Source organism: Streptomyces lavendulae subsp. lavendulae (genome assembly GCF_002803845.1).
GTDB lineage: Bacteria > Actinomycetota > Actinomycetes > Streptomycetales > Streptomycetaceae > Streptomyces > Streptomyces lavendulae.
The window spans coordinates 8,080,864-8,107,562 of the sequence record NZ_CP024985.1; the positions used below are offsets into that span (position 1 = coordinate 8,080,864).

The following is a 26,699-nucleotide window of genomic DNA, read 5'->3' on the forward strand; positions in this document are numbered from 1 at the left end:
TGCCGCTCCTCCGGGACGATGGGTCTGCAGGGTAGAACGGCGGCGAAGCCCGTACCCGGCACAACCCGGTCCGAAGATTCACCCGGGCGGACCGAAGCCCCCGCCTCGGCGGCCGGCCCCGCCGCCCGGTCGTCGCCTCCGTGGCGAGCCCGGACGGCCGAACACCCACCGAAGAAGCGTGAGCAACCACGGGCACCTTCCGCACATCACGAACGTTGCGAAGGTTGTGATCGAACTCAAGCGCGTCTTCGCCATCCTCACCGCATCCCTCGTCGGCGCCGCGGCCCTCACCTCCCCGAGTGCCGCCGCCGATCGTGCCCCGTCCGAGCCCACCCGCGCGGGTTCCGGCGCCGAGAGAAGCCTGGCTGCGCCCGCCACGGCAACGGTCACGGAAGGGCAGGTCAAGGAGGTCGCACCCGGGGGCGTGATCACCTACCCGAGCGTCACCAGCTGCCTCACCGTGACCGTACGGTTGGCGGACGGCGGTCTCGTCGGTGCTCACGCCAGCCTCTTCCAGGTGCCCGGCGAACTGCGATCCGATGAGATCCTGGCCGCGGTCAAGGACCGCGTCGGCAACCGCCCCGTGAGCGCCGTCCAGGTCAAGGGGGCCGTCGGCGCATGGCATCCGAGCTACTTTGTGAAGGCGATCGAGAGTTACGGCGAAGGGGAGCAGGTGCCGGTCTCGTCGGGCCCGGACCTCGATGGGCTCGCCCGGACGGTCTCGCTGGGCCTCGACGTGCCCCGCGCACTCGTCACGGCCGAGGACATACCCGACGGGGACCAGATCGTCAGCTGACGGCAGGCCGCCTGCTGCACCGTGGAACCGGCCCTCGGTGACGAGGAGTTCGCGCCGGCTCGTCGAGGCCGAATACGGCATCCGGTTCTCGGACTGGCGGGGCGGCGACCCCGGCGGACTGCGCTCCCATGTCGCCGGGCCGACTAAACGGCACGCGCCTCAACCGTGTGCCGGGATTCAGCGGGATCGGGATCACCGGCGGGGGCGGCGGCCCGCAGCGCCGCCTCGACCCGGCGGTTGCTGGTCATGGTCGCCGTGACGGCGGTCATGGCCAGGAGGAGGCCGGCGGCGGCGTACAGCGGGGTGCGTACGTCGTAGCTGCTGGCCAGCCAACCGCCCAGGAAGGCGCCGAACGGGGCGGCGCACATGGCGAGCATGCGGGAGGTGGAGGCGACCCGCCCCATCAGATGGGCGGGGACGATCGTCTGCCGGAGGGAGGGGCCGAGCACCATCGTGGCGCCCATGCCCGCTCCGCAGACGGCGAGCGCGAGGCCGGCGGCGTACGGGTTGGGTGCGGCGGCAAGGCCCAGGATGGCGAGCCCCTCGACCAGTGCCGTGCAGGTGAGCGCGGTTCCGGTGCCGAGCCGTCGGCCGAGGAAGGAGGCGATGCCGGCACCGAGCAGACCACCGGTGGCCTCCGCCGTGAGGAGCAGACCGAAGCCGAGGCCGTCCACGCCGAGACGATCGTGTGCGAAGAGGGCCAGTACGGTCTCCACGGCGAGGAAGGCGACGTTCCCGACCGCCGGACGCAGCGCGAGCCCGAGCAGCAACTGATCCCGGAACACGTACGAGGCGCCGGCCCGTGCCTGCCGCAGCAGGGACTCACCGGCCTGCGGTACGGGCCGGGGTGCGGCGGGCAGCGACCGTACGAGCAGAGCGCACAGCGCGAACGACACCGCGTCGGCGAGCAGCGGAACCGCCCGCCCGAGCGCGAGCAGGACACTGCCCGCAGGCGGCCCGGCGAAGCCCGACGCGGCGGTCTGGCTGCCGCGCAGACGGGAGTTGGCACGCTCCAGTAGCGCCGGGTCGCGGCCGAGCAGATCCGGCAGATAGGCCGTGGCGGCCGTGTCGAAGAAGAGCCCGCCGAGGCCGAGGAGGAAGGAGACGGCCGCGAGCAGCGGAATGTTCAGCACGTCGAGCGCCGCCGCTGCCCCCGCTGTCGCGAGCAGCGCGCCACGCGCCACGTCCGTGACCCACATCGTGCGCCGACGGTCCCAGCGGTCCACCAGCGCACCGCCGAGCACCCCGAAGAGCAGCCACGGCAGCGTCCCGGCCGCCGCGACGACAGCGAGCGCCATGGGATCCCGCGTCAACGTCAACGCGAGCAGCGGCAGCGCGGCATGTGACACCCCGTCACCGAGCGAGGACACCGTCTGCGCGGTCCACAGCCGTCCGAACCCGGTCGGCAACCTCCGTACCTCTGACGTCACTTGGCGCTCCCTTCAGCCTGCTCGCCCGAGGCCGGGTGGAACAGCGCGAAGACGAGCGACGCGTCCGGCAGCGACGGATCGGACAGCGCCCGGAACTCGTCCGCCAGCGCCTCCAGCCGTGCCCCCAGGTCCGCGAACTGCTCCTCGGTGAGCCGCAGGTGCGCCATCCGCACGTGCCGCTCGCCATCCGCCGGCGCCGCCTCCAGGTCCGCCACCGCGTGCCGCATCAGCACGTCCGGGCCTCCCTCGCCCGGATCCGGCAGCACGATCCCCCGCGCGGCCATTGCGTAGTACCGCTCGGTGACCCCACGGACCTTCCGCGTCCGTACCACCTTCACCAGGCCGGCCCGTTCCAGCAGCCGTACGTGGTAACTGGAACTCCCCTTCGCAAGTCCCACACGCTCGGCGATCTGCGTGATCGTCGCGGGCTCGAAGCGGAGCACGGCCATGATCCGGTGACGCGTGAGATTGGAGACGGCGCGGATCTGCTCGTCAGTGGTGACGTGGAAGGTCTCTGGAAGATCATCGGTAGGCATGGCTCAATGGTCAACGCTTCTTGACCATTGGGCAAGAGGGTTTCCGCTCGGACTTCGGGAACGCGTCGGCTTCTGATGCCGGACACGCCGCATCACCGGCGGCACCTTCCGACGGCACAGCGGTGCGACCGAGGAGGGCGGTTGACGGCAGTGCGCCCCACGCACACGCCGCTCTGGAGGCAGGTGAAGGTGTGTTGTCGCGGGTGGCTACCCGAGCCAGACGATGTCCAGGACGGACAGGTGCCGGGTGAGTCGGTTGATCACGTAGACGACCGACAGCTGCCCGACGGAGGCGGCGCGGACGTCTTCGCCTTCCGGGTCGCCGGTGTTCCACTGGGGCCAGTCCCACGGGGACCGCACCGCGATGTCCAGGACGTCGCGGACCGTCTCCTTGGCGTGCCCGGGGAGCTCGGTGAGCACCTTCGCGGTCTGCGGGGACAGGCGCAGCGCCCATGGCCCACCGGTCACCGACGGGCGCCGAGGATGTCGTCCAGGTCGCTCACAAGCTCCTCCATACAGGTCGTCCCGCTACGGTAGCCGCCGCCGGGGTACGGGGGAGGGGGGTTCGGCCCTGTTCGGCAGCGGCGGCTCGGCCGCCTGAGCCGGTCCCGCCACACGTCGACCGCATCGGAGTCCGCGCCGGCCTGCTGACTGTGTGCCGCAGCTCCTCCACGCCGGCACCGCCCGGACCTCGGAGCCGGAGGCAAGGGCGAGTGGACCTGAGTGAGCCGGCCGCCCGAACGCCGTTGTCAGGGGTCTGTTGGACAATCCGTTCCGTGAGCCCGCACCACAGTGGGGAGACCCGCAGGGGCAGGCTCGGTGCGGACTGAGGGATCACGAGGAGGACGGATTGGAAGACCTACGGACAGTGGACGATCTCACCCTGCGCCTTGATGAGCTGGCGGCCGGACTCACGGATCCGGACTGCGACCTCGACGACCTGGCAGAAATCGAAGAGGAGCTCGTGGCCGCCCGGCGGCAGGAGCTGATTCCGTACCTGGAACGGCATCTCGCGGCAGCCGTGGAAGCGGGCGACTGGTACGCCCGTCATGTGCTCGCCCGGATTCTGGCCGAGACCGCCGGCCGCACGTCCCTGGAGGCCCTGTTGCGGGCCTACTCCCGCGATCTGGGGGACGACCAGGACTCGCTCTCGACGACGCTCCATGTACTCGCGCAGGAGGACCCGGCCGCCGCGCGCGAAATCCTCCTGCCCTGCGCCGTCGGCAACGATGAGGACCTCCGCAGGGCGGCGATCTGGCTGCTCGGCTTCGCCCCCGAACCCGCTGATCTCGACCTGCTTGCCCACGCCGCGCTGGACTCGGACGAAGGAATCCGCAGCGCGGTCGTGGGTACGCTCGGCAGTCACGGGGCAGAGCCGGCGGCCGTCGACCTGCTGTCGCACCTGCTGGACGATCCTTCCCCGCAAGTGCGCATCTCCGCCCTCAGCTCCCTGGGCTTCCTTCGGCAACCCAGAACCCTGCGGAAGATCCGCGCGCTCGCGAACGACGACAACCCACGTGTCCGTGCCCGGGTCGCGATCGCCTTGGGCAACTCCTCCGCCCTGGAGCCCACAGACCCCGCGACCTCGGCCGTGCTCGACCAGCTGGCAGCAGACGCCGACCCGTACGTGCGCGACCAGGCAGCCGAGGCCCGTCAGCGCAAGCTCCTCCACAGCGGACGCGCAGGAGCAACGGGCCCATGCCGGGCATGCTGAGGACCACGTCCGCTCACCAGGGCACCACGCCGGCATCGTCGAAGAACTGGCCGGTCGGGCCGTCGTCGGGCAGGGTAGCGAGTTTGATGGCGATCGCCGCGCCCTGTTCGGGGGTGCGCACGCCGCGGAAGCCGTTGAGGTCGGTCGCGACGTAGCCGGGGCAGCCCACGTTGATCAGGATGTTCGTACCGGCCAGCTCCCGGGCGTACTGGAGGGTGACGGCGTTCAGGAACGTCTTCGACGGCGCGTACGCCACGGCGATCGGACCCGCCGTCTGCTCAGCAGCGTTTCCTGACTGCCGGGTGAGGGAGCCGACACTGCTGGACATGTTCACGATCCGCGGTGAGGCAGAACGGCGTAGCAGCGGCATCATCGCGTTGGTGACGCGGATGACGCCGATCACGTTGGTCTCCACGACCGTCCGGATGGTGGCGGGATCGACCCGGGTGGGCTCCTGCGGCGCGCCGCCGGTGATGGCGGCGTTGTTGACGAGCACATCGAGGCGCCCGGCCTGTTCCTCGATCAGCCGTGCGGCGGCGGACGCGCTCGCGTCGTCCGTCACGTCCAGAGGCACGCCGAACGCCTCGACGCCGGCCGCGCGCAGTTTCTCCACCGCGGCCTCGCGGCGCTGATCGTCGCGGGCGCCGACGCCGACGCTCCAGCCGAGGGCGCCCAGGCCCGCGGCGATCTCGTAGCCGATTCCCTTGTTCGCGCCGGTGACCAGCGCAATCGTTCGTTCACTCATGGGGACCATGCTGCCCTCGCACCCGGGTGGAGGTCCAAGACCGAAAGGGTGTGCGGCGATACCGTCAGGGTATGGATCCGGAGTACCGTGGCCGGATGGAGACCCGGGAACTGCGCTACTTCGTCGCCGTCGCTGAAGAGCTGCACTTCGGGCGCGCCGCGCAGCGGCTCGGGATCGCACAACCGCCTCTGTCGCGGGCGATCCAGCAGCTCGAACGCCGGCTCGGGGCAGTACTGCTGGATCGGACCAGCCGCACCGTCACCCTGACCGAGGCCGGCTCGGTGCTGCTGGCCGAGGGCCGGGCCGCCCTCGGCGCGGTCGACGCCGCCGAGCGCCGGACCCGCCGCGCCGCCCTTTCCGCGACCGGCCGACCCGGCCTGATCCTGGTGACGAAGGCCAGCGCGTCCAGAGAACTGCTGGCGAAACTGCTCGACGCGTACGCCGCCGAACCCGGCGCGGTCCTCGTCGACGTCATCCTGTGCGGCCCGGGCGAACAGGAACGACTGCTGCGCGAGGGCCGGGCCGACGTGGCGCTGCTGCACCGTCCGTTCGACTCGACTGCCGGGTTCCACACCGAAGAACTCAGCACCGAGGGCCAGGTTGTGGTCCTGCCGGCCGGGCATCCGCTCACCGTCCGGGCCCACGTGCACATGGCCGACATCACCGGGTTGCCGGGCCTGCCCCTTCCGCGCTGGCCCGACCCTGACGGCACCTACCCGCCCGGCCCCGGCCCGCAGGTCCGCGACCACGCGCAGTTGTTGCAGCTCGTAGCGCTCGGCCGGGCCTGCGCGGTCTCACCGGAGTCGTGCCGAGTCCAACTGCCGGGTGACCTCGCCGCCGTGCCCGTGCTGGACGCGCCGAAAGTCACCACCGTGATCGCCTGGCCACCACACAGCCGGTCCAGAGCCGTCGCCGACCTGGTCCGGACTGCGACACGTCTCCAGTAGTTCCGGCATGCCTGGCCAGGTTCCACCTGTCCTGGCCCGGCTCATCAGGATCCCGCCGACAGATGCAGTGCTGGAATTCCTGGCCGAACCGTCCACTACGCCTCCCGTGGCTGCTACCGCGGGGCTGGCAAGACGGATGCGAAGGACGTCTACGTCATTGCCGACCAGGAACGGATGCGCCGGGATCTTCGGCCTCTGCAGGAGTGGGACGAGATCGCGGTGGCCCTGAAGATTCTGACCGCCCGCCGCTACGACTTGGCCGCTGACCGCACCCGCACCATCAACCGGATGCGTGCCCGGCTGCTGGAGTTTCCGGTACTGGAGCGAGCCTTCGACTACGCCGCGTCCAGGAGATCGTCTTGATTGGTGATCACCGGGAGACAGCTGCTGGTGAATGCCGTCAGCGTGACGGTTCAATGTCGGGGCGAGTAACCACTGGACACCTGCGCACCTGGCCGTTGAGCACGGGGACGCGGAAACCTTGGCCAGGCTGCTGGCCGATGGTGCGGATCCCAATGAGGTCTTCGGCCATATGACGCTGCTGACCCACGCCATCGATGCCGAAGGAGATGGAGCTCTCCAGACGGGCGATCCGTTGACCGTACACACCACAGCGGTGCTCCTGGCGTTCGGAGCCGACCCGGAACTGGCAGGCCCAGACGGCGACACCCGGCAAGCCCGTAGCCTTCACCGCGGGAAACAGAGGCCCGAGCACGGCCCACGCCTCATCAGAGAGCACGTCGCGCGACACAAGCACAAGGCTGCGCCCGACGACTTCGAAGACCCTCTGGCAGCACGCTCCGAGGCCGACCGAGACTCCTTGCCCGCGCGCACCAAGAAGCGTCTACTGGTCAGACGGGATCGGTGAACGAGATCGGCTTGCCGGTGGCGTGGGCATATGCGATCTCCCTGCTCGTGGACTCGCCGATATACCCGCCGGGGTTGACGACCAGAACCCGGTCAGCCAGGTCGATCTTGCGCAGGTGGAGAGCGTCCAGCGCGGTCTTCTGCTCGTTGGTGATCAACCTGTCTGATTCGCCCGGCGCGACGACGATGACACCTGCGAGGGTCAGATCACGGTTCGCCGCACGCATCTCGTCGACGAACCGGGTAGAGCCGCAGATGCAGACAATCTCAGGTCGGTCGGGCACGGCTCAGTCCTTCGGTCGAACGGGAAACCGTCAGGTGCACGTTGACATCACAGACAGGCGCACGAGCCAGTAGCTTACGCAGCGAGACGGACACCACGCGGCTGCACCGTCGCAGGCGGGAGGCGCAGCCCGTGCTGGGAATGGCGCTGCTCGACGGCGAAGTCCGAGGTACACCCGACTCACGATCACGCCAAAGAAACGACGTCCTACCCCCAACGGGCGGCTCGACGCAGATCGCCGGCGTCCGCCACTGGACTGGCCTCCAGCTCACCCGCACCACCCACACGCAGTCCATGACGGGCGGGGTCGTCCCGGTCGGCGTCATCGCCCCCGGAGAGCTGCCCTTCGCCCGGGGCACGGCCGCCGCCCCTGAACACGTGGCCATGGCCACCGGCTACGGCTGCGTCGTAAACGGCCCCGGACTGGCCGTCCCGTCTCCGTGGTCCAGCAAAGTCAGCTGGGCCCGATCCTCGTCGTCCGGCGCAGCGCGGGCTGAACCGGCCGACTGCGGATGTGGCTGGCCGGCGGTGGGGACGCACGCCGAGCGGGTCTTCGTGGAGTTCATCGCGGTGAACGCCGCCAGCACACGAGTCGAATGGCGGCTGTCGCTGGACGTTCCGGAGTGGGCGAAGGACGCGCCGTACCCGCTGAGCGCACGGGTCGCCGCGAGCTCGGGCCGCGTGGCGCTGCTGACGGTTGGGGCCTTCAAGCCCGCTGGCCGTACCACCTACGCCATCGACTTGGTGGACCACCGGGTGCTGTGGACACGCGACCTGCTCGAAGCGAAGAAGATCGTGAAGGGCGCCGTGGTGGGTATCACGAAGGACGCGATCGACAGTCGGTACGAAGCTGCTGCCGGACACGACCTGAACACCGGAGAACAGCGCTGGCGTGGGGAGGACAGCGACGGATCGTGGGGGTGAGGGCGCGACGGGCCCATGTTCCGCGGGACGGCGGCGTCATCGAGAAGCCTGCCTCGTCCTCGAAGACGATCCAGGCCCCGAGCGCCGCCGCAGTCATTCCACGCGCGGCCACGTGTCCTTCATCCAGCTGGCCACCGCGGCATCGTCCCGTTCGAGGGCGCGTCTGGCCGGAGCCTGCCGGCTCCAGCCTCCACGCCGCATGGTCTGGTAGACCGCCGCGATGCTCAGGCTCACACGCAACCGGCGGCGGATGACCGCCTGGATCCTGGCCAGTGTCCAGGTCTGGTCCGGCCAGCCATGAGCGATGGGGCCTTTGTCGAGCTCTGCTTCCAGCACTGCGAACTGTTCGGGGCCGATCTTCGGCCGGCACATCGGCCCGCTCGAACGCAGTGCCCGGCGGCCGCCCTCACGCCAGGTCCGGCGCCAGCGCTGCACCGACCGCTCACTGACCCGTAATCGCTTCGCGATCACCTGATTCGTCAGCCCTTCAGCGAACCAGCCTGCCGCCTCCAGGCGAAGAGCCTCCCGGAAAGCCTGACGCTCCGACGTCAGACCCCCACCCTGCGGATACCTCATACAACCGGCATACCGCGACGATCAGCAGCCGTCAGCCCCCGACACAACGTAAAAATCCTCAGTAAGCACCCTCGTCTGCTTCCGGAACTGGAAGGGGCTTTCGGTATGGGCCTTCGACACCTCCAACGGCGAGCTCCGGTGGACGCTGCCAAACAAGGCGGCCAACCGGATCGCGCCCAGGGTGACCGCCGTGTGGCACGGACGGATCTACGGCAGCACCGACAGCGGCCCGCTGGCACTGGACGCCCGCACAGGTGACGACCTGCCCGCGGCCCCCGGGATCGCGCCCTACGCGGTGAACGAGTACGTCGGCCTGGCGCTCAAGGGAACGGACGCAATGGCCTACCCGGCCGTCGAGTGACCCGGGCTGGCGATGGGCAGCCGCCCCGGAGGGCCGGGAACCGAACATGCGAGCTCACCAGTCCCGAGGCCGGGCTCGCCACAGGGCAGAGCGCATCGGGCTGGCGGGCCGCTGTTTTGATTCTGCCTGTTCCCGGCCGCAGCCCCGAGGGCACCACTACGGCACCGTCCTCATCGACTGCGAGAGCGGCCAGCCTCTCGACCTACTGCCGGGCCGCGACGCCTCCGCCCTGGCCGACTGGCTGCGCGAGCATCCGGCACCGAGATCATCTGCCGTGACCGGGCCGGATCCTATGCGACGGCGCGCGGACCGGTGCCCCGAACGCCTACGCGAACCGCCCCACAGGCGAGGGCGAGGCGCACGTCGCCTGATGCGGCACCAGAAACACCCCCGTTGACCGGGCCGCGTATCAGGTTCACGAGGGTGCAGCATCAGAACGTGTGATCGTGATCGATAGCATTACGTCGTGATGTGGCACTGGTCTGACATGGTGGGGGAGCTATGAGCGATGACGTCCTGTCGATCATTCCGAGTGATCCGCAGTGGCAGCCGGATCGTGATGTGGTTGATCGTGTCATCGCGCTGGTTGAGGACCTGGCTCCCGGAGTCGTCGACGGTGTGGATGTGGAGATCGACGCGACGTGGCATGACGTGGTGACCGCCGTCGACTGCGGGGACAACTTGGAGAGGATCGGTTGCCCCTTGTGCCAGGCGGCCATCGACACGGAGTGGTGGGGAGACCTCCTTGAGGCTCACTGCGACGACGGGTTCACCACGCTCGCGATCGAGGTCCCGTGCTGTGGCGGATCAACCACTCTGGACGTGCTGGATTACGATTGGCCGTGTGGTTTCGCCCGCTTTGAGATCGCCATCTGGAACCCTGAACGCCTCTGGTTCGGCGAGGGAGAGCTGACCGCGCTGGCGGACCTACTGGGCCATCCGGTGAAGCAGATCCGTGCCCACGTCTGAACCACTCACGTCAGGTGGGCCAGGGCACTCCTGTCCGCCGACGAGGCGGTCGGCGTGCGCTACCTCGACTACTCCTACTGGGTCGAACTGTCGGGTGGCAGCCGCCAGCCGACCTACGCTGCCGCACGCATCAACGCAGGGCTACGGGCGTTCGACGTGCCCAACGAACCGTTCATCGACGCGGCCCACGCGCTCAGCAGAGGCGAGCGATTTCCTCCGCCCATCCTCGTCGGCGAGAGACAGGACAACCTGGTCTGCCTTGAGGGCCACCTGCGCTTGACCGCCTACGTCCTCGTCGGCTTCCCGACCGACATCGAGTGCCTGATCGGCACCGCGCCGGCCATGGGACGCTGGGCCCGGTAGTCCAGCCGCACCAAGCTCTCGGTACCCCGAAGTAGCCCGACGGAGGACAGATCGGCTCAGCCATGGGTCCGGTGTGGCTCCTCCAGCCGTTCAAGCGGCCCGCTCCTCGCGTTCGACGAGGACGCCGCTCTCGAAGCGTGCGCCGGCGCGAACCAGGGGCACCAGATGGGCGCCGGTGATCGAACGCCACCGAGCCTGAGCTGACTCGACCAGCTTGAAAACCATCGCGAGCGCGGCCGCCGGGCTGCCCGCACCTCGCGTGACCTTGGTCCTGAGCTTGACCGTCGAGAAGGTCGACTCGACGGGGTTCGTGGTCCGCAGGTGACTCCAGTGCTCGGCAGGGAAGTCGTAGAACGCGAGCAGCTCCTCCCGATCGTCGGTGATCCTCGCGACGGCCTTGGGGAACTTGGCGCCGTAGGTCTTCGCAAAGGCGTCGACAGCCTTCTCGGCGTGGCCGCGGTCCTCGGCGTTGTAGATCTCCTGCATCGCCTTCGTCGCGCCCGGCTGCGCGGACTTCGGCGGGCAGCTGGTGACGTTGCGGGCCTTGTGGACCCAGCAGCGCTGGTGGCGGGCGGCGGGGAAGACCTCGGCGAGGGCCTTCCCAAGGCCCATGGCGCCGTCGCCGATGACCAGCTCGGGGTCGCGCATGCCGCGTCGGCGGCAGTCGCGCAGCAGGTCGGCCCACGACTCGGTCGACTCGCGCAGCCCCTCGGCCAGGGCGATCAGCTCCTTGGTGCCGTCCAGACGGATGCCGAGCAGGGCCCCAGGACGCACGAGTGCGCCTGTCCGAGCCGCACCTTGGGGTGCACCCCGTCGGCCCAGACGTAGACGAAGTCCCGGTCGGCCAGGTCACGGGCCTGGAAGGCGGCGTGGTCGTCGGCCCACTGCTTGGTCAGCCGGGTGACCGTGGCCGGCGACAGGCCCGCGGTGCCGCCGAGAAACTGCTCCAGCGCCGGCACGAACTCCCCAAAGGACAGTCCGTGCAGGTAGAGCAGCGGCAGCACCTCGGAGATTTGTGCGGAGCCCCGGAGACGTCGGGAAAGGTGTGGACCAGCGGTGATCTGCCACTCTGGGCGGATGCTGCTCAAACTGACGGGCTCCAGCTGCTCGGGGAAGACGACCATCGCCCTTGCCGTGGGCGAACGGCTCGGCGGGATCGTCGTGCACGACTTCGACGAACTCGGTGTTCCGGACGATGCGGACCGGATCTGGCGGAACCGCACGACCGAAATGTGGTTGTGCCGTGCGCTGGAGTACCAGCGGCGCGGACTCGACCTGCTCCTGACCGGACAATCCCCGCTCGGTGAAGTCCTGGCCGCTCCTTCGGCACCGCTACTGGAGGGAATCGCGGTGTGTCTGGTCGACGTGTCCGACCAGGTCAGGCGCCGCAGACTCACGGAACGCGATCCGGGCCGGTGGGACACACCGGCTGTCGAAGCCTTTCTCGGCTGGGCCGACTGGCATCGCAAGCACGCCCAGGACCCCGGGTACCGGCCCGACGTCATCACCGACGACAGCTGGTCCGACATGGTCTGGGACCGCTGGACCGACTGGCCCGCTAGTGACCGGCGATGGTCCACTCATCTGATCGACACCACGGACCGGTCCGTCGCGGACTCCACCGATCAGGTGGAGCTTTGGGTGGCCAACCAGCGCGAGGCCTTGCGGTCAGGCCACCTCGGGCTGTCACAGGGCTGGCCGGATCGGGCACTACCCGAAGGAAGCCCCAAGCCCTGACCCAGTTTCGCAACAGGCTTTGGATGGTGCGCAGGCCGGGACCTTGGACGTTGATCGGCCACGAACGTCGATGGGCCTTCGTCCGACGCCTCTTCCACGGGGACGACCTCGATATCGCCACCCACGTCGTCGGCCTTCCGCCCGCCTACTCGGCCTGAACATCACCTGTGCCGCCCGCTGGGCCACCCACGCAGCCGCTGCGAAACGACTGTCCAGGCAAGTTGAAGCGCCTCCCGGCAAAGCCGATGCCACACGGCTTCTCTCGCGTCAGTGCGGCGGACTGCCATCATGTTCGGATGGCCCACGAAGCGGTGTTCTTCCTAGCCCCCGACGACGCAGCCGCTGCCGCGACGCGCCTGCGGGGGCCAGGTGAGGCATTTGACTCAGTGGCCTGCCGTTTCGTTGACTACCCGCCTTCGAAGGCGGCTCGTGTCTGAAGCCGCTGCACGCCAGGACCTCGGTCCCGGTGGCGTTGAAGTACAGGGTGAAGAGCCAGGACCGGTCCGCGTACGCAGGGAAGGCTGTCCGTCGACGAAGGGGCTGTTTCGCACCGATGGCTGCAGCCAGCGTGCGGGGAGCGTAGGTGGGTGTCCAAGCCGCGTTGGTGACGTTGTGCCCGGCGGCGGCGGCGGCGGCGAGCTGCTGCCGAGCACTCGGTCCACGATGAAGACATGCGCGCTGTTCGCGTCTTGTCGGCAGGGTGGACATGGGCCCTCCCACCCTGGCCCAACGGGTCTGGTGCTGCTTGTTGGCCGGACTGAAGTCGCCGCTGACGGGGGCGGCGATCTTGTCGACGCCGGTCAGTGCGGTGAGGGTGGTCACCAGGGTGCTGCTGTCGGTGGTGGTGCCGTCGCCGAGCTGCCCGGCCCGGTTGTCGCCCCAGGACTTCAGCCTCTTCTCAGCCATGTGACGCCCTTTCCTGTCGGTGACGAGAGAACGGACCTCGAACGTGAGGCGCCCGTGGCACGACCTCTTGCGGGTCCCGGGGCCGGATGGGCTGGTGGCAGGCGGGGCCGTCTACCAGGCCAAGGGTTCCCCGTGCCGGAAGAAGCCGCCGGTAGGGCCGGAATCGGGCAGGGTGGCAGCCCACACGACACTGGCGGCGCCCCGCTCCACGGGTTCGCCGCCCGGGCCGCCCATGTCGGTGGCGATCCAGCCCGGGCAGACGGCGTTGACCAGGATCCGCTCGGCGAGCAGTTCATCGGCGAGCTTTCGGGTGAGGGCGTTGAGAGCCGCTTTCGAGACTCCGTAGGCCGGGGTTCCGCCGGACATGTGCTCCAGGGATCCGGACTCACTGGAAACGTTCACCAGGCGGGCGTGGGCTGAGCGGCGCAGCAGTGGGAGGAACGCCTGCGCGGTTCGCCAGGCGCCGAAGAGGTTGGTCTCCAGGGTGCGCCGGACCTCGCCGAGGTCGACGGAGACGGCGCGCCGGGCGGTGTCGTAGTTGATGGCGGCGTTGTTGACGAGGACATCGAGGCGCCCGAACTCTTCGTCCACGCTGCGGGCGAGGGCATCGACGCTGTCGGCGTCGGTCACGTCCAGCCGGTACGGCAGCAGCGTGCCGGACACTCCGGGCGCCAGGTCGGCGACGGCCTGTTCGGCGTCCTGCGCACGGCGGCCGCACAGCAAGACGGTGTGGCCGAGCGCGGCGAGCTGACGCGCGGTCTCCCGGCCGATTCCCCGGTTGGCCCCCGTGACCAGCGATACGGGTGCAGCGGTGTTCATGTTCTCTCCCCTACGCGGACGATCTGGATCCGATCAGCACGCTATGCCGTCGTCCTGCGTACACGGATCAGGCCCGAGGCGCAGACGGGCTGCGGCCTTGGACGTAGTTCTCACGTACCGTCGCGGACGCCGACCGCCTCGTCGTCACACGGGCTGGACGGTGATGGTGCACAGGCGCTTGGTGGCCCGGGTCAGGGCTACGTACAGGTCCCTCTCTCCGCCGGGGCGGGCCGCGATGATTTCTTCGGGGTGCATGACGACGACCCCGTCGAATTCCAGGCCGCGCGCTTCGGACGCCGGCACGATGCGTGCGTGGTGAGCGACGCCCCGGGCCGTCAGCTCGCTCACCCTGGTGTCCGCGCAGACCACTCCCAGAAGCTCGCCCGGGTGCGCGGCGCGCTGGGCGCGGAGTTCCTCGACGACGGCGGCGACCGAACCGTCCGGAGGTGTGGTCACGGTGCGGGGGCTCTCGCCGCTTCGCAGTGACCGCGTGGGCTTCTGGTCCGGGGCGATCCGCGTGAGCAGGTCCCGGACGCTCCCCAGGATCTCCTGCGTGGTGCGGTAGCTGACGGTCAGGTCGTGCTGTTTGAACCGCGGTCCGACGTGGGGGCCCAATGCTTCCTTCCAGTCGCGTGCCGTCGCGACCGGGCCCGCCTGGGCGAAGTCACCCACCAGCGTCATCGCCCTTGCCGGGCAGCGGCGGACGATCATCCGCCACTGCATGGCGGTCAGTTCCTGCGCCTCGTCGACCACGACGTGCCCGTACGTCCGCTCGGGCGGTCCGTCGACCAGGCTCGCCGCCTCGTCCAGCAACGGCACGTCGGCATCGGTCCACGGGTCGTCCGGACCGCGCAGCAGAAGGGACCGCTCCTGCGCGGTCAGGCGGGGCAGGTGCTCGGCGAGGGCGTCGGCGTCCGTCAGGAGTGCCTTCACGAGGTCGCCGGGCGTCAGGCGGGGCCACAACGCCTCGACCGCTCGGTCGACGGCGTCGTCGTCGAGGAGATCGGCTCGGATGGCGTCCAGGTCCAGCTCGTGGACCGGACCCGGGTCGGCCGCACCTTCGCCACGGCGCCGGGCGGCACCCGTGAACCGGTCGAGGTTGATGCCCGTCACCCTTTCGGTATCGGCGTCGATCTGCTCCAGGAGGTCGCCCATGTCCCGTTGCATCGCGTCGGTGACGGCGTCGACCAAGAGCTCTTTGAACACCTGACGCGCGGGATTGTGCCCCGGCATGGCCGCCACCGCGGCGTCGCGTGCGGTGGCGACTTCCTCGCCGGAGAGGTGGAGCAGTTCCTGTCCGACCCGCACGGTGAAGTCACCGGCGGGGGCTTGGTGGACGCGCAGCAGGCCGGCCAGGGCGTCGGCGAGGTCGGAGCCGCCCTTGAGGCGCGCCGTACCGAACGGGTCCACCGTGTCCGGGGACACTCCGGCCAGTTCCCGGCAGGTCGCCAGAACGACGTCGTTCTCTCCGAGCGAGGGAAGGACCTGGGAGATGTAGTCGAGGAACCGGGCGTTCGGGCCCACGACCAGGACACCCTCCTCTGCGGCGCGCGGGAACGCGTACAGGACGTAGGCCGCCCGGTGCAGGGCGACCACCGTCTTGCCGGTGCCGGGACCGCCCTGCACCACGGTCACCCCACGGTGGGCGGAACGGACGATCTCGTCCTGCTCGGCCTGCAGCGTCGCGACGGCCGCGTGCATCCTGCCCGTACGCCGTGCCGCCAGGGCCTCGGTCAACGGGCCGTCTCCCACGACGTCCTCGTCGGTCGCGGTGGTCCCGTCCAGCAGTTCGTCGCTCACCGAGACGACCGTGCGCTCTTCGAGGCGCAGGTGCCGGCGCCGCCGCAGGCCCATCGGGTGGACCGGTGTCGCCTCGTAGAAGGGCCGCGCCGCGTTCGCGCGCCAGTCCACGAGCAGGGGCAAATCATCCTCCTCCGTATGCAGTCCTATCCGACCGATGCGCAGGGCCGTGCCGTCCGTCCAGTCGATGCGCCCGAAGACCAGCCCCTTTTCGGCGTTCTCCAGGCGGCTGATTTCCTTGGTCAGACGCTCGGCGGTGATTTCCCTCTCGTAGGCCTCACCGGCGCTTTCCGCCGGGGTCTTCAATGCATTCGCTCGGTGTGCTCGCGCCTCGGAAATCCGCTCGGTGAGCAGCTCGTACAAGGAGGACACATAATCCCGCTCCGATTCAACCGCGAGCACAGCAGGATCATTCATTTCTGACAACAGGGGGCTCCTTCGATTCGATCCATACCGTACGGTCAAAGGCTCCTGAAGGTAAGTCTTGACTTACTTGGCGGGTCATGGCCCTACGGCTGAATCCATGACGGCTGACCGTATGGCGAATTTGCATTCCTGGTGCCCGTATGCCTTATGGGTGAGCCCGCCCTTCTATCTCCGACCTCCATCCTTCATAGAATGTCGACATGAAGGACATCGACGCGATCGCGGTGCTGCAGGATCCGGTGCGCCGCCGCCTCTACGAGTACGTGGCGGCGCAGGGCCGGGAAGTGGGCCGCAACGAGGCCGCCGAGGCGGCGGGGGTGGCGCGCACGCTCGCCGCGCACCACCTGGACAAGCTGACGGAGGCGGGGCTGCTGGAGAGTGGCAGCCGCCGGCTGACGGGCCGTTCGGGGCCGGGGGCCGGCCGTCCCGCCAAGGTGTACACGCGGTCGCCGGCCGAGCGGTCGGTGTCGCTGCCCGCCCGCGACTACCGCACCGCCGCCGAACTGCTGGCCGAAGCAGCCGAACAGGCCGGGCTGGACGCCGCGCTGTGCGCGGCCGCGCGCCGTCGGGGCGAGGCCCTGAGGGGGCCGGGTGCGGGGCCCTGCGGCAGCCTGCGGGAGGCCGTCGAGATGCTGGCCGCCCGCGGCTACGAACCGCACCTCGAAGGCGCCGGCGTCGCCGAGGAGCCGTCCGGGGACGCCCGGGCCGCGAGCGTCGTCCTCCGTATGCGCAACTGCCCGTTCCATGCCGTGGCCGAACGGTTCCCGCCCCTCGTCTGCGGTATGAACCTCGCGCTGCTGGAGGGGTTCCTCGGTACGGACGGTCCCGTCCGTGCGCGGATGGACGCCCGGCCGGGAGAGTGCTGCGTGGTGGTCCAGGATTCTAAAAGCAATGATCGTTGACATAGAAGAGAGGGGCATGCTGAGATGAGGCCATGACCGCATCCGCGCCTGCCGCCCACCTGGCCCAGCTCAACGTCGCCACGCTCCGCCACCCGCTCGACGACCCGCGCATCGCGCCGTTCGTCGAGCTGATCGATCCGGTCAATGCCTCTGCCGACGGCGCGCCCGGCTTCGTTTGGCGGCTCACGGAGGACGGCGAGGCCGACGCCACCGGCCTGCGTCCGGCGGGCGAGGACGTCATCGTGACCCTGTCGGTGTGGGAGACCCGGGAGGCTCTCTGGGAGTTCGTCTACCGCAGCGGGCACCTGGAGGCGATGCGGCGGCGCCGCGACTGGTTCGAACGGCACGTCGAGGCGCACCTGGTGCTCTGGTGGATCCCCGCCGGTCACCTGCCGACCATCGGCGAGGCGCTGGAGAGGCTGGCGGACCTGCGCGCCGACGGGCCCTCCCCGCACGCGTTCACCTTCGTCTCCTCCTACACCGCCGCCGAGGCCGCCGGGCACCCACGGCCCGCCTGCGTGCCCTCCGAAGCCAGGACCGCGAGCCCCGTCGAACCGGCCGTCGCCTCCTGACGCACGAACCCCGCCGCGCCGGCCACTCGCGTCACGGACGCCCCGTCCGCACCCCGCCGTCGAAGCCGAACGTCCGCTCCCGGCCACCTTCGGCGGACAGGAAGTCCCGGAACACCCGTGCGGAGCGCGGGTTGTGGGTGCACTGCCACACGCCGTGCGGGCAGTAGTCGGTGATGCTGTGGTAGAGCGGCCGGTGCTCCCGGATCCACTCCAGCATGCGCCCCATGTACTCGGGGTTGTCGCCGTTGCGGAACAGCCCCCACTCGGGGTACGAGATCGGCTTCCCGTGCGCCCGCGCGAAGTCGACCTGCTGCTGGAGGCCGTAGGGCTGGGTCACCTGCTCGTCGAAGCTGTCGCCGGGCGGCTGGTCGTAGCTGTCCATGCCGATGACGTCCACCACGTCGTCACCGGGGTAGCACTTGGTCCAGGCGATCGCGTCGACGCCGCGGTTGGGGGCGAAGTCGAAACGGAACCGCTGGCCCTCCACGGAACGCATGGCGGCCGTGATGCGTCGCCAGTACCTCTTCCAGTTCTCGGGGTCGGGCCGGCAGCGGTGGGTGTAGTCGAAGCCGTTCATCTCCCAGCCGAGCACGATCACCGTGTCCGGCACCCCGAGGGCGACCAGACGCCTGGCCAGCCGCCGGAAGTGGTGGTCGTACTCGCCGCGGGCGCCGGAGCGGATCAGCTCGGCGACCCGGGCGTCGGGGACGCCGCGCTCGTTGTGGTCCAGCATGGGCACGTTCAGCACGAACAACCGGTCGGCCCTCGCCCTGCGCCACCGCGCCCAGCTGCGCAGGGAATCGGGGGCGCCCTCGATGTTGGCCCACGTGTCGCCGGGCAGGTAGGTGTGGCCCGCGCGCAGCTCGGTGCCCCCTAGCCAGCGCGACAGCTCCTGCATCCTCTCGACGCCGGGCGTGCCGTAATGGAGGTAGGCGCCCACCGCGACCCCGTTCCCGCCGTCGCCGTCGGGCCTCGCGCGCGGCGGCGTCGTGAGGGCGACCCCGGTGACGAGCAGGCCGGCGGCGATCGCACTGGTGCAGGCGCCCGCCAGCCGGCGGCCTCGACGGGACATGGTGCCTCCACACGCGTCGGGAACCCTGTGTCTCTGGCACCGACATTAGGCATCACATCCGACGAGCGGCCCGTCCGCAGCCCCGAAGCTGGGCCATTCGCGCCGCCCCGCCGCCGCTCCCGGGCCGACCGGGTGAAAACCGCCCACCTGTTCCGGCCCGGGCGGGCCCCGTCGGCTACGGGCCGTGCGCCGCGCCGCCCAGGGGGAGCCGCGCGGGCAGGAGGTAGCCGCCGTCCGGGGTGGGCCCGTGGGAAAGGGCGCCGCCCAGCTGCTCGGCGCGTTCCCTCACCCCGATCGGTCCGTGCCGCGCACTCGGCAGCCCCAGGGCGGGGTGCCGGCCGACGGTGTTGGCGACCGTCACCTCGACGGCGGTCCCGCTCCGGTGGAAGGCCACCTCGACGGCCGAACCCGGTGCGTGCTTGCGCACGTTGGTCAGGGCCTCCCGGACGGTCCGGTAGGCGGCGCGCTGCACGGCGGGTCCCGCGTCGCGGGGGACCTGACCCGTCAGGGTGACGTCCAGTCCGCTGTCCGCCATCAGGCGGTCGAGCCCGTCCAGACCCGGCTGCGGGCCCCGCCCGGTGTCGGAGCCGGTATCGGGGCCGTCCGGGGCCCGCAGCACGCCCGCCATGTGGCGCAGCTCGTCCAGGGTGGCCGCGCTCAGGGTGCGGATGGTCCGGGCGGCCTCGGGCCCGGAGGCCCTCCGGGACGCTGGATCAGGACACCACGGGGGCGGCGTCCACCTCGGTCAGCCTGACCGTGCACAGCCCGCCGCGCTCGCTCTTCACGTCCGTCACCTTGAGCTGGGTGCCCGGCGTGAGGATGTACTCCTCCTCACCGGTGAAGGCGGAGAACTTCCTGATCCCGACTGCGTGGGCGGGCGTCACCTCGAAGAGCGTCCGCTTGCCGCGGCTGCCCAGGAAGGACCGGGCCACGTTCAGCTCGGAGGTGCACGAGGACACACCCCACCAGGTGATCGTCCGCCCCACCGGGTACTGCGCCCGAAGGTCCAGCGACACGCCGCGCCACAGCGGCTGCGTGTGCGCGGGCAGCCCCGACACCGCCGAGAACAGCAGCCGCAGGTAGGGGAGGTAGGGCGTGACCCGCGTGCGGTCGGGGGAGCGCAGGACCGCGTTGATCTCGCGGTAGAAGGCGGACTCGCAGGTGTAGAGGTAGAGCGCGGCGATCGCGTCGGCGGACAGGCCGCCCGGCGTCTCGTCCGCCCGCCGCTTGCCGAAGTCCCGTGAGCGTTCTATGTGCCCGGCGAGCCCGGACAGCGTCTTGGCGACCGGTGCGACGGCGTCCTGGAAGTCCATCAGCGGGGTGTCGAACACGCCGGTGATCGAGGGGAGGACCAGCCCCTCGTCCTTGACGCTGGTGAGCCGCTCCAGGTACAGCTGGTGCAGGTTCATGGTCGATTCGATGAAGGCGCCCATGCGCGCCGCGACACCCCCGTCGGTGCCGGCCTTCCCCTCGTTCCAGCCCTTGCTCGGCAGCCAGTCGATCACATCGGCGCCCAGCGAGGCGAGGGCCTCGTTCACCAGGGCGAAGTGGTCGCCCTCGCAGAAGATGTCGCCCTGCGCCGCCGGGTTCGCGTGGTCGATGTGGCGGACCTCGACGTCCGGGTACTTCTCCTGGAGCCGCAGGACCACCCGCTTCAGGTTGCGGGCGTGCGCCCCCCACCAGGCGAACACGATCCCACGGTCCTCCTCGGCGGCGTCCTGCTTGGCCTTGAGGATCTCCTCCACGATCCGTTCGGCGACGGGCCGCCAGAAGGCCGTGTGCTGATCGGTCCCCATCGCGCCGTCGCCGCTGGCGGTGAGCGAGGCGTTCAGCAACAGCACGCCCTGCGTGAGCATCGCCTGGAACCACTCCGGCGGCTGGACGGTGTCCCGCTCCTTCAGCAGCGCGCGGACGTCGGCGATGGGCGTCTTCTTGGCGATGCCGTACTTCCACATCGCCGCCGCCTTGATGATGCAGCGGATGCTGACGACCCGGCCGAACTGGCTGTCCTTCCAGTCGCTGAACGTGTTGTCGAACATGGCTATCCCGGTCGCGCTCTCCGGCCGCGGGTAGGGGTTCTGGCCGAAGGCGACGACCTTCCACTTGTGCGGCGGGTTGGGCTTGAGCGCCTGGAAGGTCAGCTCACGGACCGGCACGACCTCGGGGCTGCGTCCCTTTCCGATGAACCGGTCGGCGTCCGGCAACGCCTCGATGACGGGCTTCAGGAGCGGAAGCCAGGGCTCACCGCCACCTTCGAAGAGTTCGGTGAGGGCCAGGGGGTCGGTCGCGTCGGTCACGGGGGCGGCACTCTCGTTCGTGGTGGTCGGGGCGGGGACATGGCCGGCCGGATCCGCGGCGGGCGCGGCGACGGGCGCGGGTGCGGGCGCGACTGCCTTCGGCGCGACGATGCGCACGCGCTCCTCGACGGGGGCGTTCTCGATGTCGCCCAGCTGCGCGAGGATCGTGGCGCGCAACTCGTCGTCGTCCTCGAACCAGTGGTCGTGGAAGAGCGTGTAGCCGGTCCACATGAGGTTGGCGCACACCCTGGCCGGGACCCTGCCGGTCTGCGCACCCATCCCGACCAGCGCCACGGAGCGGATGCTGCCCGGCACCAGCCGGTTCTGCCGGTGCACGGCCTGGAACGCGGCGGCGCACGCCAGCGCCACGTTCAGCGTGGCACTCACGTTCTGCGAGGACGCCACCATGGTCGGCGTCGATATCAGGTACCGGGGGACGGTCGCCCCCGACGGGACGCAGACCGCGCTGCCCACCGGGAGGGCCCCGGAGAAGCGGTCACGGATCGCGCGCTGCACGCGCAGCTGGATACCGGATCCGAGGTGACGCTTGATGGCGGCGTCGACCCCGCCGTCCATCCGGCCCCGGGAGTTCGTCGGGGTGACCCAGGCGTCGACGTCCTCGTCGAGGATCGACCCCCTGCGGATCTCGATGCCGGGCGTGTCCGCGAACGCCGCCCGCCATGCCTCCACGACGCGCTCGTTCACGTCCGTCAGCACCACCCTCAGCGCGGGCTGAACACTGCTCTCGGTCATCGTCCACTCCTGTCGGGAAACGGTCCCTTGCAACACCCCGAACGTAACCCCCGCCACTGACAACGGCGCCCGCCGAAGTGGAGGGTGACCAGCCGTCATGACTCCGGAGCCGCGGTTGCCCCTGCCGCGCCCCGGCGCCGGACCCAGGTCATCACGAGCACGAGGGAAACCGCCGCCCCGTACGCGACGTTGCTCAGCCACGGCCGGAAGTCCAGCGTGGGGGCGAGGACGTAGACGGCGGCGCCCGCGAGGGGGATGCCGAGCCATTCCCAGCGTCCGTCCAGGGCGACGAGGGCGATCAGCAGCAGCGCGTACCAGGAGTAGCCGGGGGTGAGGAGGGCGAAGGACCAGCCGGTGACCAGGAGGGCGCCGCTCCAGGGGCGCCGCGGGTCCCCGTACCGCATCACGTACAGGGACACGGCCGCGACGACGGCGACCAGTACGGGGAAGGCCCAGGTGTCGGGCAGGACCAGGCGCAGGAGTGAGTAGCGGGATCCGGCCGAGGCGTCGTCGTAGCCCTCTTCCTCCACGTAGCCGCCGAGGTAGCCGAAGACCGAGCCGTGCGAGAGCAGGACGTACGGCAGGTAGGAGAGGACGACGAAGGCAGCGGCGGGCAGCAGTACGGCGGCCGCGTCGCGGACGCGCCGGACGCCGGACAGCGCCCCGGGGAGGACGACGGCCGGCATCAGCTTCGTGGCGACGGCGGCGCCGATCAGCACCCCGCCCGCGGCCCGCCGGGTCAGGGCCCGCGAGGCGACGAGGCCGAGCCCGGCGACCGCGAGGAGCACACCCAGGACGTCGACGTGCGCGTTGTTCACCGCTTCCAGGGGCACGGCCGGGCACCAGGCCCAGTACGCGGCCTTGCGGAGGTCGTCGCCACGCCGCCGCAGGATCAGCAGGAGGACGCCCGTGACGCCGAGGGAGATCAGGGCGGCGCCGATCTGGAGCGGCTTGTGCCGGGCACCGGAGGGGGAGAGGGCGTCGACGGCCAGGAAGTACGCCTCGGCGACGGGCGGGTAGATGGTGTGGACGGCGGGCCTGTTGATGCGCGTGCAGTGGGCCGTGCCGCCGGTGCGGGGGAGCGGGGCCAGGTCGGGGCCCTTGCAGGCGGCGCCGGAGGGGAAGAGCCAGGGGTCGCGCAGCCGGACGAGCGCCGGGTCCTGCGGGGTGTGGTCGTAGGGGGAGACGCCGGCGGACTGGACGCGGCCGTCCCAGGCGTAGCGGTAGGAGTCGGTGCTGGTCCGCGGCGGCCCCGGCAGTCCCGTCACCGTGACGGCCACGGCCCCCGCGGCGACCAGCCACGCGACGCGGCGGGCCGGGACCCGGCGCAGTGCGAGCAGGGCGACGGCGAAGAGCGCCCAGCAGGCCGCGTACCACCCGAAGAGCCCGACGGGATCGCTGAAGTAGCCCCCGTACCCGACGGTGCGGGCGAGGACCGTCGTGAGCGCGGCGAGGGCGAGGGCGGTGGTCACCAGCGCGGTACGAGGGGTGACGGCGGTAAGGGGTTTCACCTGGGGAATCGTTCCAGGGACCAGCCCCTGCGCGGACCGTGCCACAGGGGACGTCCGTGTTTCGTAAGGTGTTCCGCCGGCCCGCGAGGGCCTCGGCGGGGGTGTGATGGGGGCATGCGTTTCACCTTGCCCTCCCGGCCCCCCGTCACCTTCAAGGCGCGCCTGCACGATGCCCGTACCGCGACCGCCATAGGCCGCTGGCTGGGCCTGGCCATGGCCGTCTGCTTCGCGACCGGCGTACTCAGCCACTACCTCCAGCACCCGCCGGGATGGCTGGCCGACCGGCTGCCGAGCCGCCCGTACTGGGGCTACCGCCTCACCCAGGGGCTGCACGTGGCGTCCGGCATCGCCGCGGTCCCGCTGCTGCTCGCCAAACTGTGGGCGGTCTACCCGCGGTTGTTCGCCTGGCCCCCGGTGCGGTCGGCGCTCCACGCGCTGGAGCGGATCTCCGTCGCCGTGCTCGTCGCCGCCGGACTGTTCGAACTGTTCACCGGCCTGCTGAACACCTTTCAGTGGTACCCCTGGCCCTTCAACTTCGTTCCCGTGCACTACGCGGTCGCCTGGCTCCTGCTGGGCTCGTTGATCCTGCACGTCGCGGTGCAGTGGCCGAAGATCCGGGACCACTTCACCCTCCGCTCGCCGGGCACCCTGGCGCTGCCCGAGGCCGACGGGCCGGACCGCCGGCAGCTCCTCCTCGGAGTCACGGCCGCGGTCGGAGCGGTCACCCTCACCACGGTCGGACAGTCCGTCACCGCACTCGCACCGCTGGAACTCTTCGGCCCCCGCAGCCCCTCCCACGGGGTCCAGGGACTGCCCGTCAACCGCACCGCCACCGCCGCGGGAGTCACCGAGGCCTCGCTGGCCGACTGGCGGCTGACCGTGGACGGACCCCGTCCGTACACCCTCACGCTGGACGGGCTGCGCGCCATGCCCCAGCACGAGGTGACCCTGCCCATCGCCTGCGTCGAGGGCTGGAGCAAGTCCGCCCACTGGACGGGGGTACGGGTACGCGACCTCCTGGAACGTGCCGGCGGTGGCCCCGGTGCGCGGGCCCGGGTGGTTTCCGTGGAAGCGGCGGGCGCCTACCGGGTGATGGAGATGGGACGGCTCTACGCCCAGGACCCGCTCACCCTGCTGGCGCTGCGGCTGAACGGCGAGGTGCTGTCCCTGGACCACGGCTACCCGGCGCGGATCATCGCCCCGAACCGGCCGGGTGTCCTGCAGACCAAGTGGGTCGGCCGACTGGAGGTCGTGTGATGGGTTTCCGTTACGTGCTGGGTGGGTTCGGCGCGGCCTGCGCGGCCTGGGGAGGGTGGCTGCTCTTCTCGCAGCCCGAGCCGTGGCGGATCGCCGTGTGGCTCGGGGCAGCGGTGGTGGTGCACGACGGACTCGTCGCGCCGCTCGTGATGGCGCTCGCCGTCCTCGTCGCCTTGGCGGGTCTGCGCCTGCGCGGGGTGGTGCGCGCGGCGTTGGCCGTCGCGGGCTCCCTGACCGTGATCGCCCTTCCCCCGCTGCTGCGACCCGCGGGCGTGGCCAACCCCACGGTCCTGCCGCTCGACTACCCGCGCAACTGGCTGCTCGCCATGGCGGCCATCGCGCTGCTCACCGTGGCACACGTCGGCGCCCGTGCCGCGGCGCGGCGGGTGAGGCGTCGGCACTGATCGGGGCACCGCCGGGGAGAGCGGCCGGGCGCATTGTTTTTGAATGGTCGCTCATGTATTTTTCCCTCATGCCCAGACCGCGAGAGTTCGAGCCCGACGCCGTTCTGAACGTGGCCATGCTGCGCTTCTGGGAGCGCGGGTACCGGGCGGTGTCGGTGGAGGACCTGGTGAAGGCGACCGGCGTCAAACCGGGCAGTCTCTACAGTGCCTTCCCCGGCGGCAAGCGCGCACTGTTCCTGAAGTCGCTGGAGCGCTACTCGCGGCTGGTCGTCCCCGAGAAGCTGGGTGAGCTGGAGGCTTCGGACGCCTCACTGGCCGAGGTCCGCGGCTACTTCGACGGTCTGGTGCGCGACCTGCTCAGCCCCGAGGGCCGACAGGGCTGCCTGCTCGTCAACACGGCGATCGAGAACGCCGCCGAGGACGACGAGGCCGCGGCCGTCGTCCGGGGCCACCTGGCCCGGCTGGAGCGATGCATGACCCACGCGCTGGAGAACGCGGTCCGCAGGGGGCAGGTGCGCGCCTCGCTGGACTGCGCCGGCAGCGCCAAGCTGCTGGTCGCCACGTGTCAGGGACTCATGGTCGTCGGGAAGGCGAACCCGGACGGGGTGCTCCTGCGGGCGATCGTCGACAACGCCTTCGCCGCTCTCGCCTGACGGCGGGGGCGCACGGGCCACCGTTCGCGGTGGCCCTTTTCTTCGCACCGATAGTTGAATGACTGCTCAAGAATGGAGTCGTTACATGAAGGCCATCGTCATCTCCGCCCACGGCGGACCCGAGGTTCTCACCCTCACCGAACTGCCCGATCCCGTACCCGCCGAGGGCGAAGTGCTGATCCGCGTCGAGGCGTTCGGCCTCAACCACGCCGAGGCGTACATGCGCAGCGGCGCCTGGGGGAAGGTCGCCGCCGTCCCCGGGATCGAGTGCGCCGGCGTGGTGGAGGCCGACCCGTCCGGTGAACTCGCCGCCGGGACAAGGGTGGTGGCGATCCTCGGCGGCATGGGGCGGACCCGCAACGGAAGCTACGCGGAGCTGGTGACCGTACCGGCGGCCAACGTGGTGGCCGTCCGCTCGACGCTGGACTGGGCCGGTCTGGCGGCGGTTCCCGAGGTGTACGCGACGGCGTGGAGCGGCCTGTTCGGCAACCTGGACCTGCGGCCGGGCGAAACCGTCCTGGTGAGGGGAGCGACCTCCTCGCTCGGCCAGGCCGCCGTCAACCTGGCGGTCGACCACGGGGCGACCGTCCTCGCCACGACCCGGAACCCGCGCCGAACGCCCCTGCTGAAAGAGCTCGGAGCCACGGACGTGCTCATCGACGACGGCGCCCTCGCCGCCCAGGTCGCCCAGCGGGAAATCGGCGTCGACGCGGTCTTCGACGTCGTCGGCAACAGCGTCCTGCGCGACTCACTGGCCCTGGTGCGGCCGCGCGGCCGGGTGTGCCAGGTGGGCTTCCTCGGCGGATTCGAGCCGGTACGGGACTTCGACCCGATCGCCGATCTCCCCAGCGGCGTCCGGCTCGGCTTCTTCGGCAGCGCCTTCGTCCTGGGCACCCCCGCGTTCCCGCTCACCGATGTGCCGTTGGACGAGATCTACGCCAAGGTCGAGGCCGGGGTCCTGCGGGCCCGCCCCACCCGGGTCTTCCGGTTCGACGAGATCGTCGAGGCCCATCGGACCATGGAGTCCGGAGAGGCCCTCGGAAAGATGGTCGTCACCCTCGGCTGAAGGGCCTTGGCCG

General features: G+C 70.5%; 27 protein-coding genes and 3 pseudogenes. 16 read left to right on the forward strand and 14 right to left on the reverse strand.

The annotated features are described in order from the left end of the window. The first annotated feature begins 226 nt into the window (after nt 1-226). On the forward strand, nt 227-796 hold the full coding sequence (locus SLAV_RS36295) for a hypothetical protein (protein WP_244225268.1): 570 nt from the start codon (nt 227-229) through the stop codon (nt 794-796). Nucleotides 797-939: 143 nt separating this feature from the next. On the opposite strand, the gene SLAV_RS36300 is transcribed toward SLAV_RS36295, so the two are convergent. From SLAV_RS36300 to SLAV_RS36310, 3 genes are all read right to left on the reverse strand, one after another. Then, a complete protein-coding gene (locus SLAV_RS36300; protein ID WP_100661186.1) occupies nt 940-2,226 on the reverse strand; it encodes an MFS transporter in 1,287 nt (428 codons plus the stop codon). Beyond that, nucleotides 2,223-2,762 (reverse strand): ArsR/SmtB family transcription factor, encoded by a 540-nt coding sequence (locus SLAV_RS36305; RefSeq protein ID WP_100661187.1) that lies wholly within the window; start codon nt 2,760-2,762, stop codon nt 2,223-2,225. Before SLAV_RS36305 ends, SLAV_RS36300 begins: the two co-directional genes overlap by 4 nt. 207 nt (nt 2,763-2,969) lie before the next feature. Next, nucleotides 2,970-3,230, reverse strand: coding sequence for a hypothetical protein (locus tag SLAV_RS36310; protein ID WP_100661188.1), 261 nt, complete (start codon nt 3,228-3,230; stop codon nt 2,970-2,972). A 400-nt stretch (nt 3,231-3,630) separates the two neighbouring features. Between SLAV_RS36310 and SLAV_RS36315 the strand changes: the two genes are divergently transcribed. Further along, nucleotides 3,631-4,476 (forward strand): HEAT repeat domain-containing protein, encoded by an 846-nt coding sequence (locus SLAV_RS36315; protein WP_159038069.1) that lies wholly within the window; start codon nt 3,631-3,633, stop codon nt 4,474-4,476. A gap of 13 nt (nt 4,477-4,489) precedes the next feature. Here the strand turns inward: SLAV_RS36315 and SLAV_RS36320 are convergent, their stop codons facing one another. After that, nucleotides 4,490-5,221 (reverse strand): SDR family NAD(P)-dependent oxidoreductase, encoded by a 732-nt coding sequence (locus tag SLAV_RS36320; protein ID WP_100661359.1) that lies wholly within the window; start codon nt 5,219-5,221, stop codon nt 4,490-4,492. 95 nt (nt 5,222-5,316) lie between these two features. Between SLAV_RS36320 and SLAV_RS36325 the strand changes: the two genes are divergently transcribed. The 3 genes and pseudogenes from SLAV_RS36325 to SLAV_RS42760 form a co-directional block, all read left to right on the forward strand. Next, nucleotides 5,317-6,168 (forward strand): LysR family transcriptional regulator, encoded by an 852-nt coding sequence (locus SLAV_RS36325; protein ID WP_100661190.1) that lies wholly within the window; start codon nt 5,317-5,319, stop codon nt 6,166-6,168. A gap of 75 nt (nt 6,169-6,243) precedes the next feature. Next, nucleotides 6,244-6,504: pseudogene (locus tag SLAV_RS36330) on the forward strand (IS110 family transposase); the annotation flags it as partial. A gap of 115 nt (nt 6,505-6,619) precedes the next feature. Further along, nucleotides 6,620-6,839: pseudogene (locus tag SLAV_RS42760) on the forward strand (ankyrin repeat domain-containing protein); the annotation flags it as partial. 180 nt (nt 6,840-7,019) lie between these two features. Here the strand turns inward: SLAV_RS42760 and SLAV_RS36340 are convergent. Continuing rightward, a complete protein-coding gene (locus SLAV_RS36340) occupies nt 7,020-7,319 on the reverse strand; it encodes a hypothetical protein (RefSeq protein WP_100661191.1) in 300 nt (99 codons plus the stop codon). 140 nt (nt 7,320-7,459) lie between these two features. Here SLAV_RS36340 and SLAV_RS41255 point away from each other — a divergent pair, with 140 nt between their 5' ends. Continuing rightward, nucleotides 7,460-8,242: a hypothetical protein gene (locus SLAV_RS41255; protein ID WP_159038071.1), complete on the forward strand. Its 783-nt coding sequence runs from the start codon at nt 7,460-7,462 to the stop codon at nt 8,240-8,242. A 93-nt stretch (nt 8,243-8,335) separates the two neighbouring features. On the opposite strand, the gene SLAV_RS36355 is transcribed toward SLAV_RS41255, so the two are convergent. Next, nucleotides 8,336-8,818, reverse strand: a complete 483-nt coding sequence (locus SLAV_RS36355) for a winged helix-turn-helix domain-containing protein (protein ID WP_100661193.1) — start codon at nt 8,816-8,818, stop codon at nt 8,336-8,338. Nucleotides 8,819-8,999: 181 nt separating this feature from the next. Here SLAV_RS36355 and SLAV_RS36360 point away from each other — a divergent pair, with 181 nt between their 5' ends. The 3 genes from SLAV_RS36360 to SLAV_RS36370 all read left to right on the forward strand — a co-directional run bounded on the left by SLAV_RS36360 (nt 9,000) and on the right by SLAV_RS36370 (nt 10,511). After that, on the forward strand, nt 9,000-9,179 hold the full coding sequence (locus tag SLAV_RS36360; RefSeq protein ID WP_030238174.1) for a hypothetical protein: 180 nt from the start codon (nt 9,000-9,002) through the stop codon (nt 9,177-9,179). A gap of 501 nt (nt 9,180-9,680) precedes the next feature. Further along, nucleotides 9,681-10,148 (forward strand): hypothetical protein, encoded by a 468-nt coding sequence (locus tag SLAV_RS36365; RefSeq protein ID WP_030238173.1) that lies wholly within the window; start codon nt 9,681-9,683, stop codon nt 10,146-10,148. Between the two features lie 54 nt (nt 10,149-10,202). Beyond that, entirely contained in the window at nt 10,203-10,511 is a 309-nt protein-coding gene (locus SLAV_RS36370; RefSeq protein ID WP_234333827.1) for a hypothetical protein, read from the forward strand. A gap of 90 nt (nt 10,512-10,601) precedes the next feature. Here the strand turns inward: SLAV_RS36370 and SLAV_RS36375 are convergent. Further along, nucleotides 10,602-11,596 (reverse strand): annotated as a pseudogene (locus tag SLAV_RS36375) (IS256 family transposase); the annotation flags it as partial. Between SLAV_RS36375 and SLAV_RS36380 the strand changes: the two are divergent. Beyond that, nucleotides 11,589-12,248, forward strand: a complete 660-nt coding sequence (locus SLAV_RS36380; protein ID WP_051841333.1) for a DEAD/DEAH box helicase family protein — start codon at nt 11,589-11,591, stop codon at nt 12,246-12,248. The pseudogene SLAV_RS36375 and the gene SLAV_RS36380 sit on opposite strands and share 8 nt — an antisense overlap. Before the next feature lie 267 nt (nt 12,249-12,515). On the opposite strand, the gene SLAV_RS36385 is transcribed toward SLAV_RS36380, so the two are convergent. The 3 genes from SLAV_RS36385 to SLAV_RS36395 form a co-directional block, all read right to left on the reverse strand. Beyond that, nucleotides 12,516-13,154 carry a hypothetical protein gene (locus SLAV_RS36385; protein ID WP_100661194.1) on the reverse strand — a complete coding sequence of 213 codons (639 nt, stop codon included), beginning with the start codon at nt 13,152-13,154 and terminating at the stop codon, nt 12,516-12,518. A 111-nt stretch (nt 13,155-13,265) separates the two neighbouring features. Further along, entirely contained in the window at nt 13,266-13,973 is a 708-nt protein-coding gene (locus SLAV_RS36390; RefSeq protein WP_030238152.1) for an SDR family oxidoreductase, read from the reverse strand. 144 nt (nt 13,974-14,117) lie between these two features. Continuing rightward, nucleotides 14,118-16,190 (reverse strand): HelD family protein, encoded by a 2,073-nt coding sequence (locus tag SLAV_RS36395; protein ID WP_244225299.1) that lies wholly within the window; start codon nt 16,188-16,190, stop codon nt 14,118-14,120. Between the two features lie 209 nt (nt 16,191-16,399). On the opposite strand from SLAV_RS36395, the gene SLAV_RS36400 reads away from it, so the two are divergent. Both SLAV_RS36400 and SLAV_RS36405 read left to right on the forward strand, forming a co-directional pair. Then, nucleotides 16,400-17,101, forward strand: coding sequence for a helix-turn-helix transcriptional regulator (locus SLAV_RS36400; RefSeq protein WP_030238148.1), 702 nt, complete (start codon nt 16,400-16,402; stop codon nt 17,099-17,101). Nucleotides 17,102-17,133: 32 nt separating this feature from the next. Then, complete coding sequence (locus SLAV_RS36405; protein WP_030238145.1) at nt 17,134-17,673, forward strand: DUF3291 domain-containing protein; 540 nt, start codon at nt 17,134-17,136, stop codon at nt 17,671-17,673. 31 nt (nt 17,674-17,704) lie between these two features. On the opposite strand, the gene SLAV_RS36410 is transcribed toward SLAV_RS36405, so the two are convergent. The 4 genes from SLAV_RS36410 to SLAV_RS36430 form a co-directional block, all read right to left on the reverse strand. Beyond that, nucleotides 17,705-18,745, reverse strand: a complete 1,041-nt coding sequence (locus tag SLAV_RS36410) for a glycoside hydrolase family 26 protein (protein ID WP_106979786.1) — start codon at nt 18,743-18,745, stop codon at nt 17,705-17,707. 175 nt (nt 18,746-18,920) lie between these two features. Then, nucleotides 18,921-19,373 (reverse strand): sensor histidine kinase, encoded by a 453-nt coding sequence (locus tag SLAV_RS36415; RefSeq protein WP_051841332.1) that lies wholly within the window; start codon nt 19,371-19,373, stop codon nt 18,921-18,923. 85 nt (nt 19,374-19,458) lie between these two features. Next, nucleotides 19,459-21,795, reverse strand: a complete 2,337-nt coding sequence (locus tag SLAV_RS36420; RefSeq protein WP_234333826.1) for an ADP-ribosyltransferase domain-containing protein — start codon at nt 21,793-21,795, stop codon at nt 19,459-19,461. A 95-nt stretch (nt 21,796-21,890) separates the two neighbouring features. Beyond that, nucleotides 21,891-23,306, reverse strand: a complete 1,416-nt coding sequence (locus tag SLAV_RS36430) for a glycosyltransferase 87 family protein (RefSeq protein WP_100661195.1) — start codon at nt 23,304-23,306, stop codon at nt 21,891-21,893. A 114-nt stretch (nt 23,307-23,420) separates the two neighbouring features. Here SLAV_RS36430 and SLAV_RS36435 point away from each other — a divergent pair, with 114 nt between their 5' ends. The 4 genes from SLAV_RS36435 to SLAV_RS36450 all read left to right on the forward strand — a co-directional run bounded on the left by SLAV_RS36435 (nt 23,421) and on the right by SLAV_RS36450 (nt 26,686). Beyond that, a complete protein-coding gene (locus SLAV_RS36435; protein ID WP_051841330.1) occupies nt 23,421-24,563 on the forward strand; it encodes a molybdopterin-dependent oxidoreductase in 1,143 nt (380 codons plus the stop codon). After that, on the forward strand, nt 24,563-24,967 hold the full coding sequence (locus tag SLAV_RS36440) for a hypothetical protein (protein ID WP_051841329.1): 405 nt from the start codon (nt 24,563-24,565) through the stop codon (nt 24,965-24,967). The genes SLAV_RS36435 and SLAV_RS36440 overlap by 1 nt, the downstream gene beginning before the upstream one ends. Before the next feature lie 68 nt (nt 24,968-25,035). Next, nucleotides 25,036-25,620 (forward strand): TetR/AcrR family transcriptional regulator, encoded by a 585-nt coding sequence (locus SLAV_RS36445; RefSeq protein WP_030238130.1) that lies wholly within the window; start codon nt 25,036-25,038, stop codon nt 25,618-25,620. A gap of 85 nt (nt 25,621-25,705) precedes the next feature. Then, a complete protein-coding gene (locus tag SLAV_RS36450) occupies nt 25,706-26,686 on the forward strand; it encodes a zinc-binding dehydrogenase (protein WP_030238128.1) in 981 nt (326 codons plus the stop codon). The last annotated feature ends 13 nt before the right edge of the window (nt 26,687-26,699 follow it).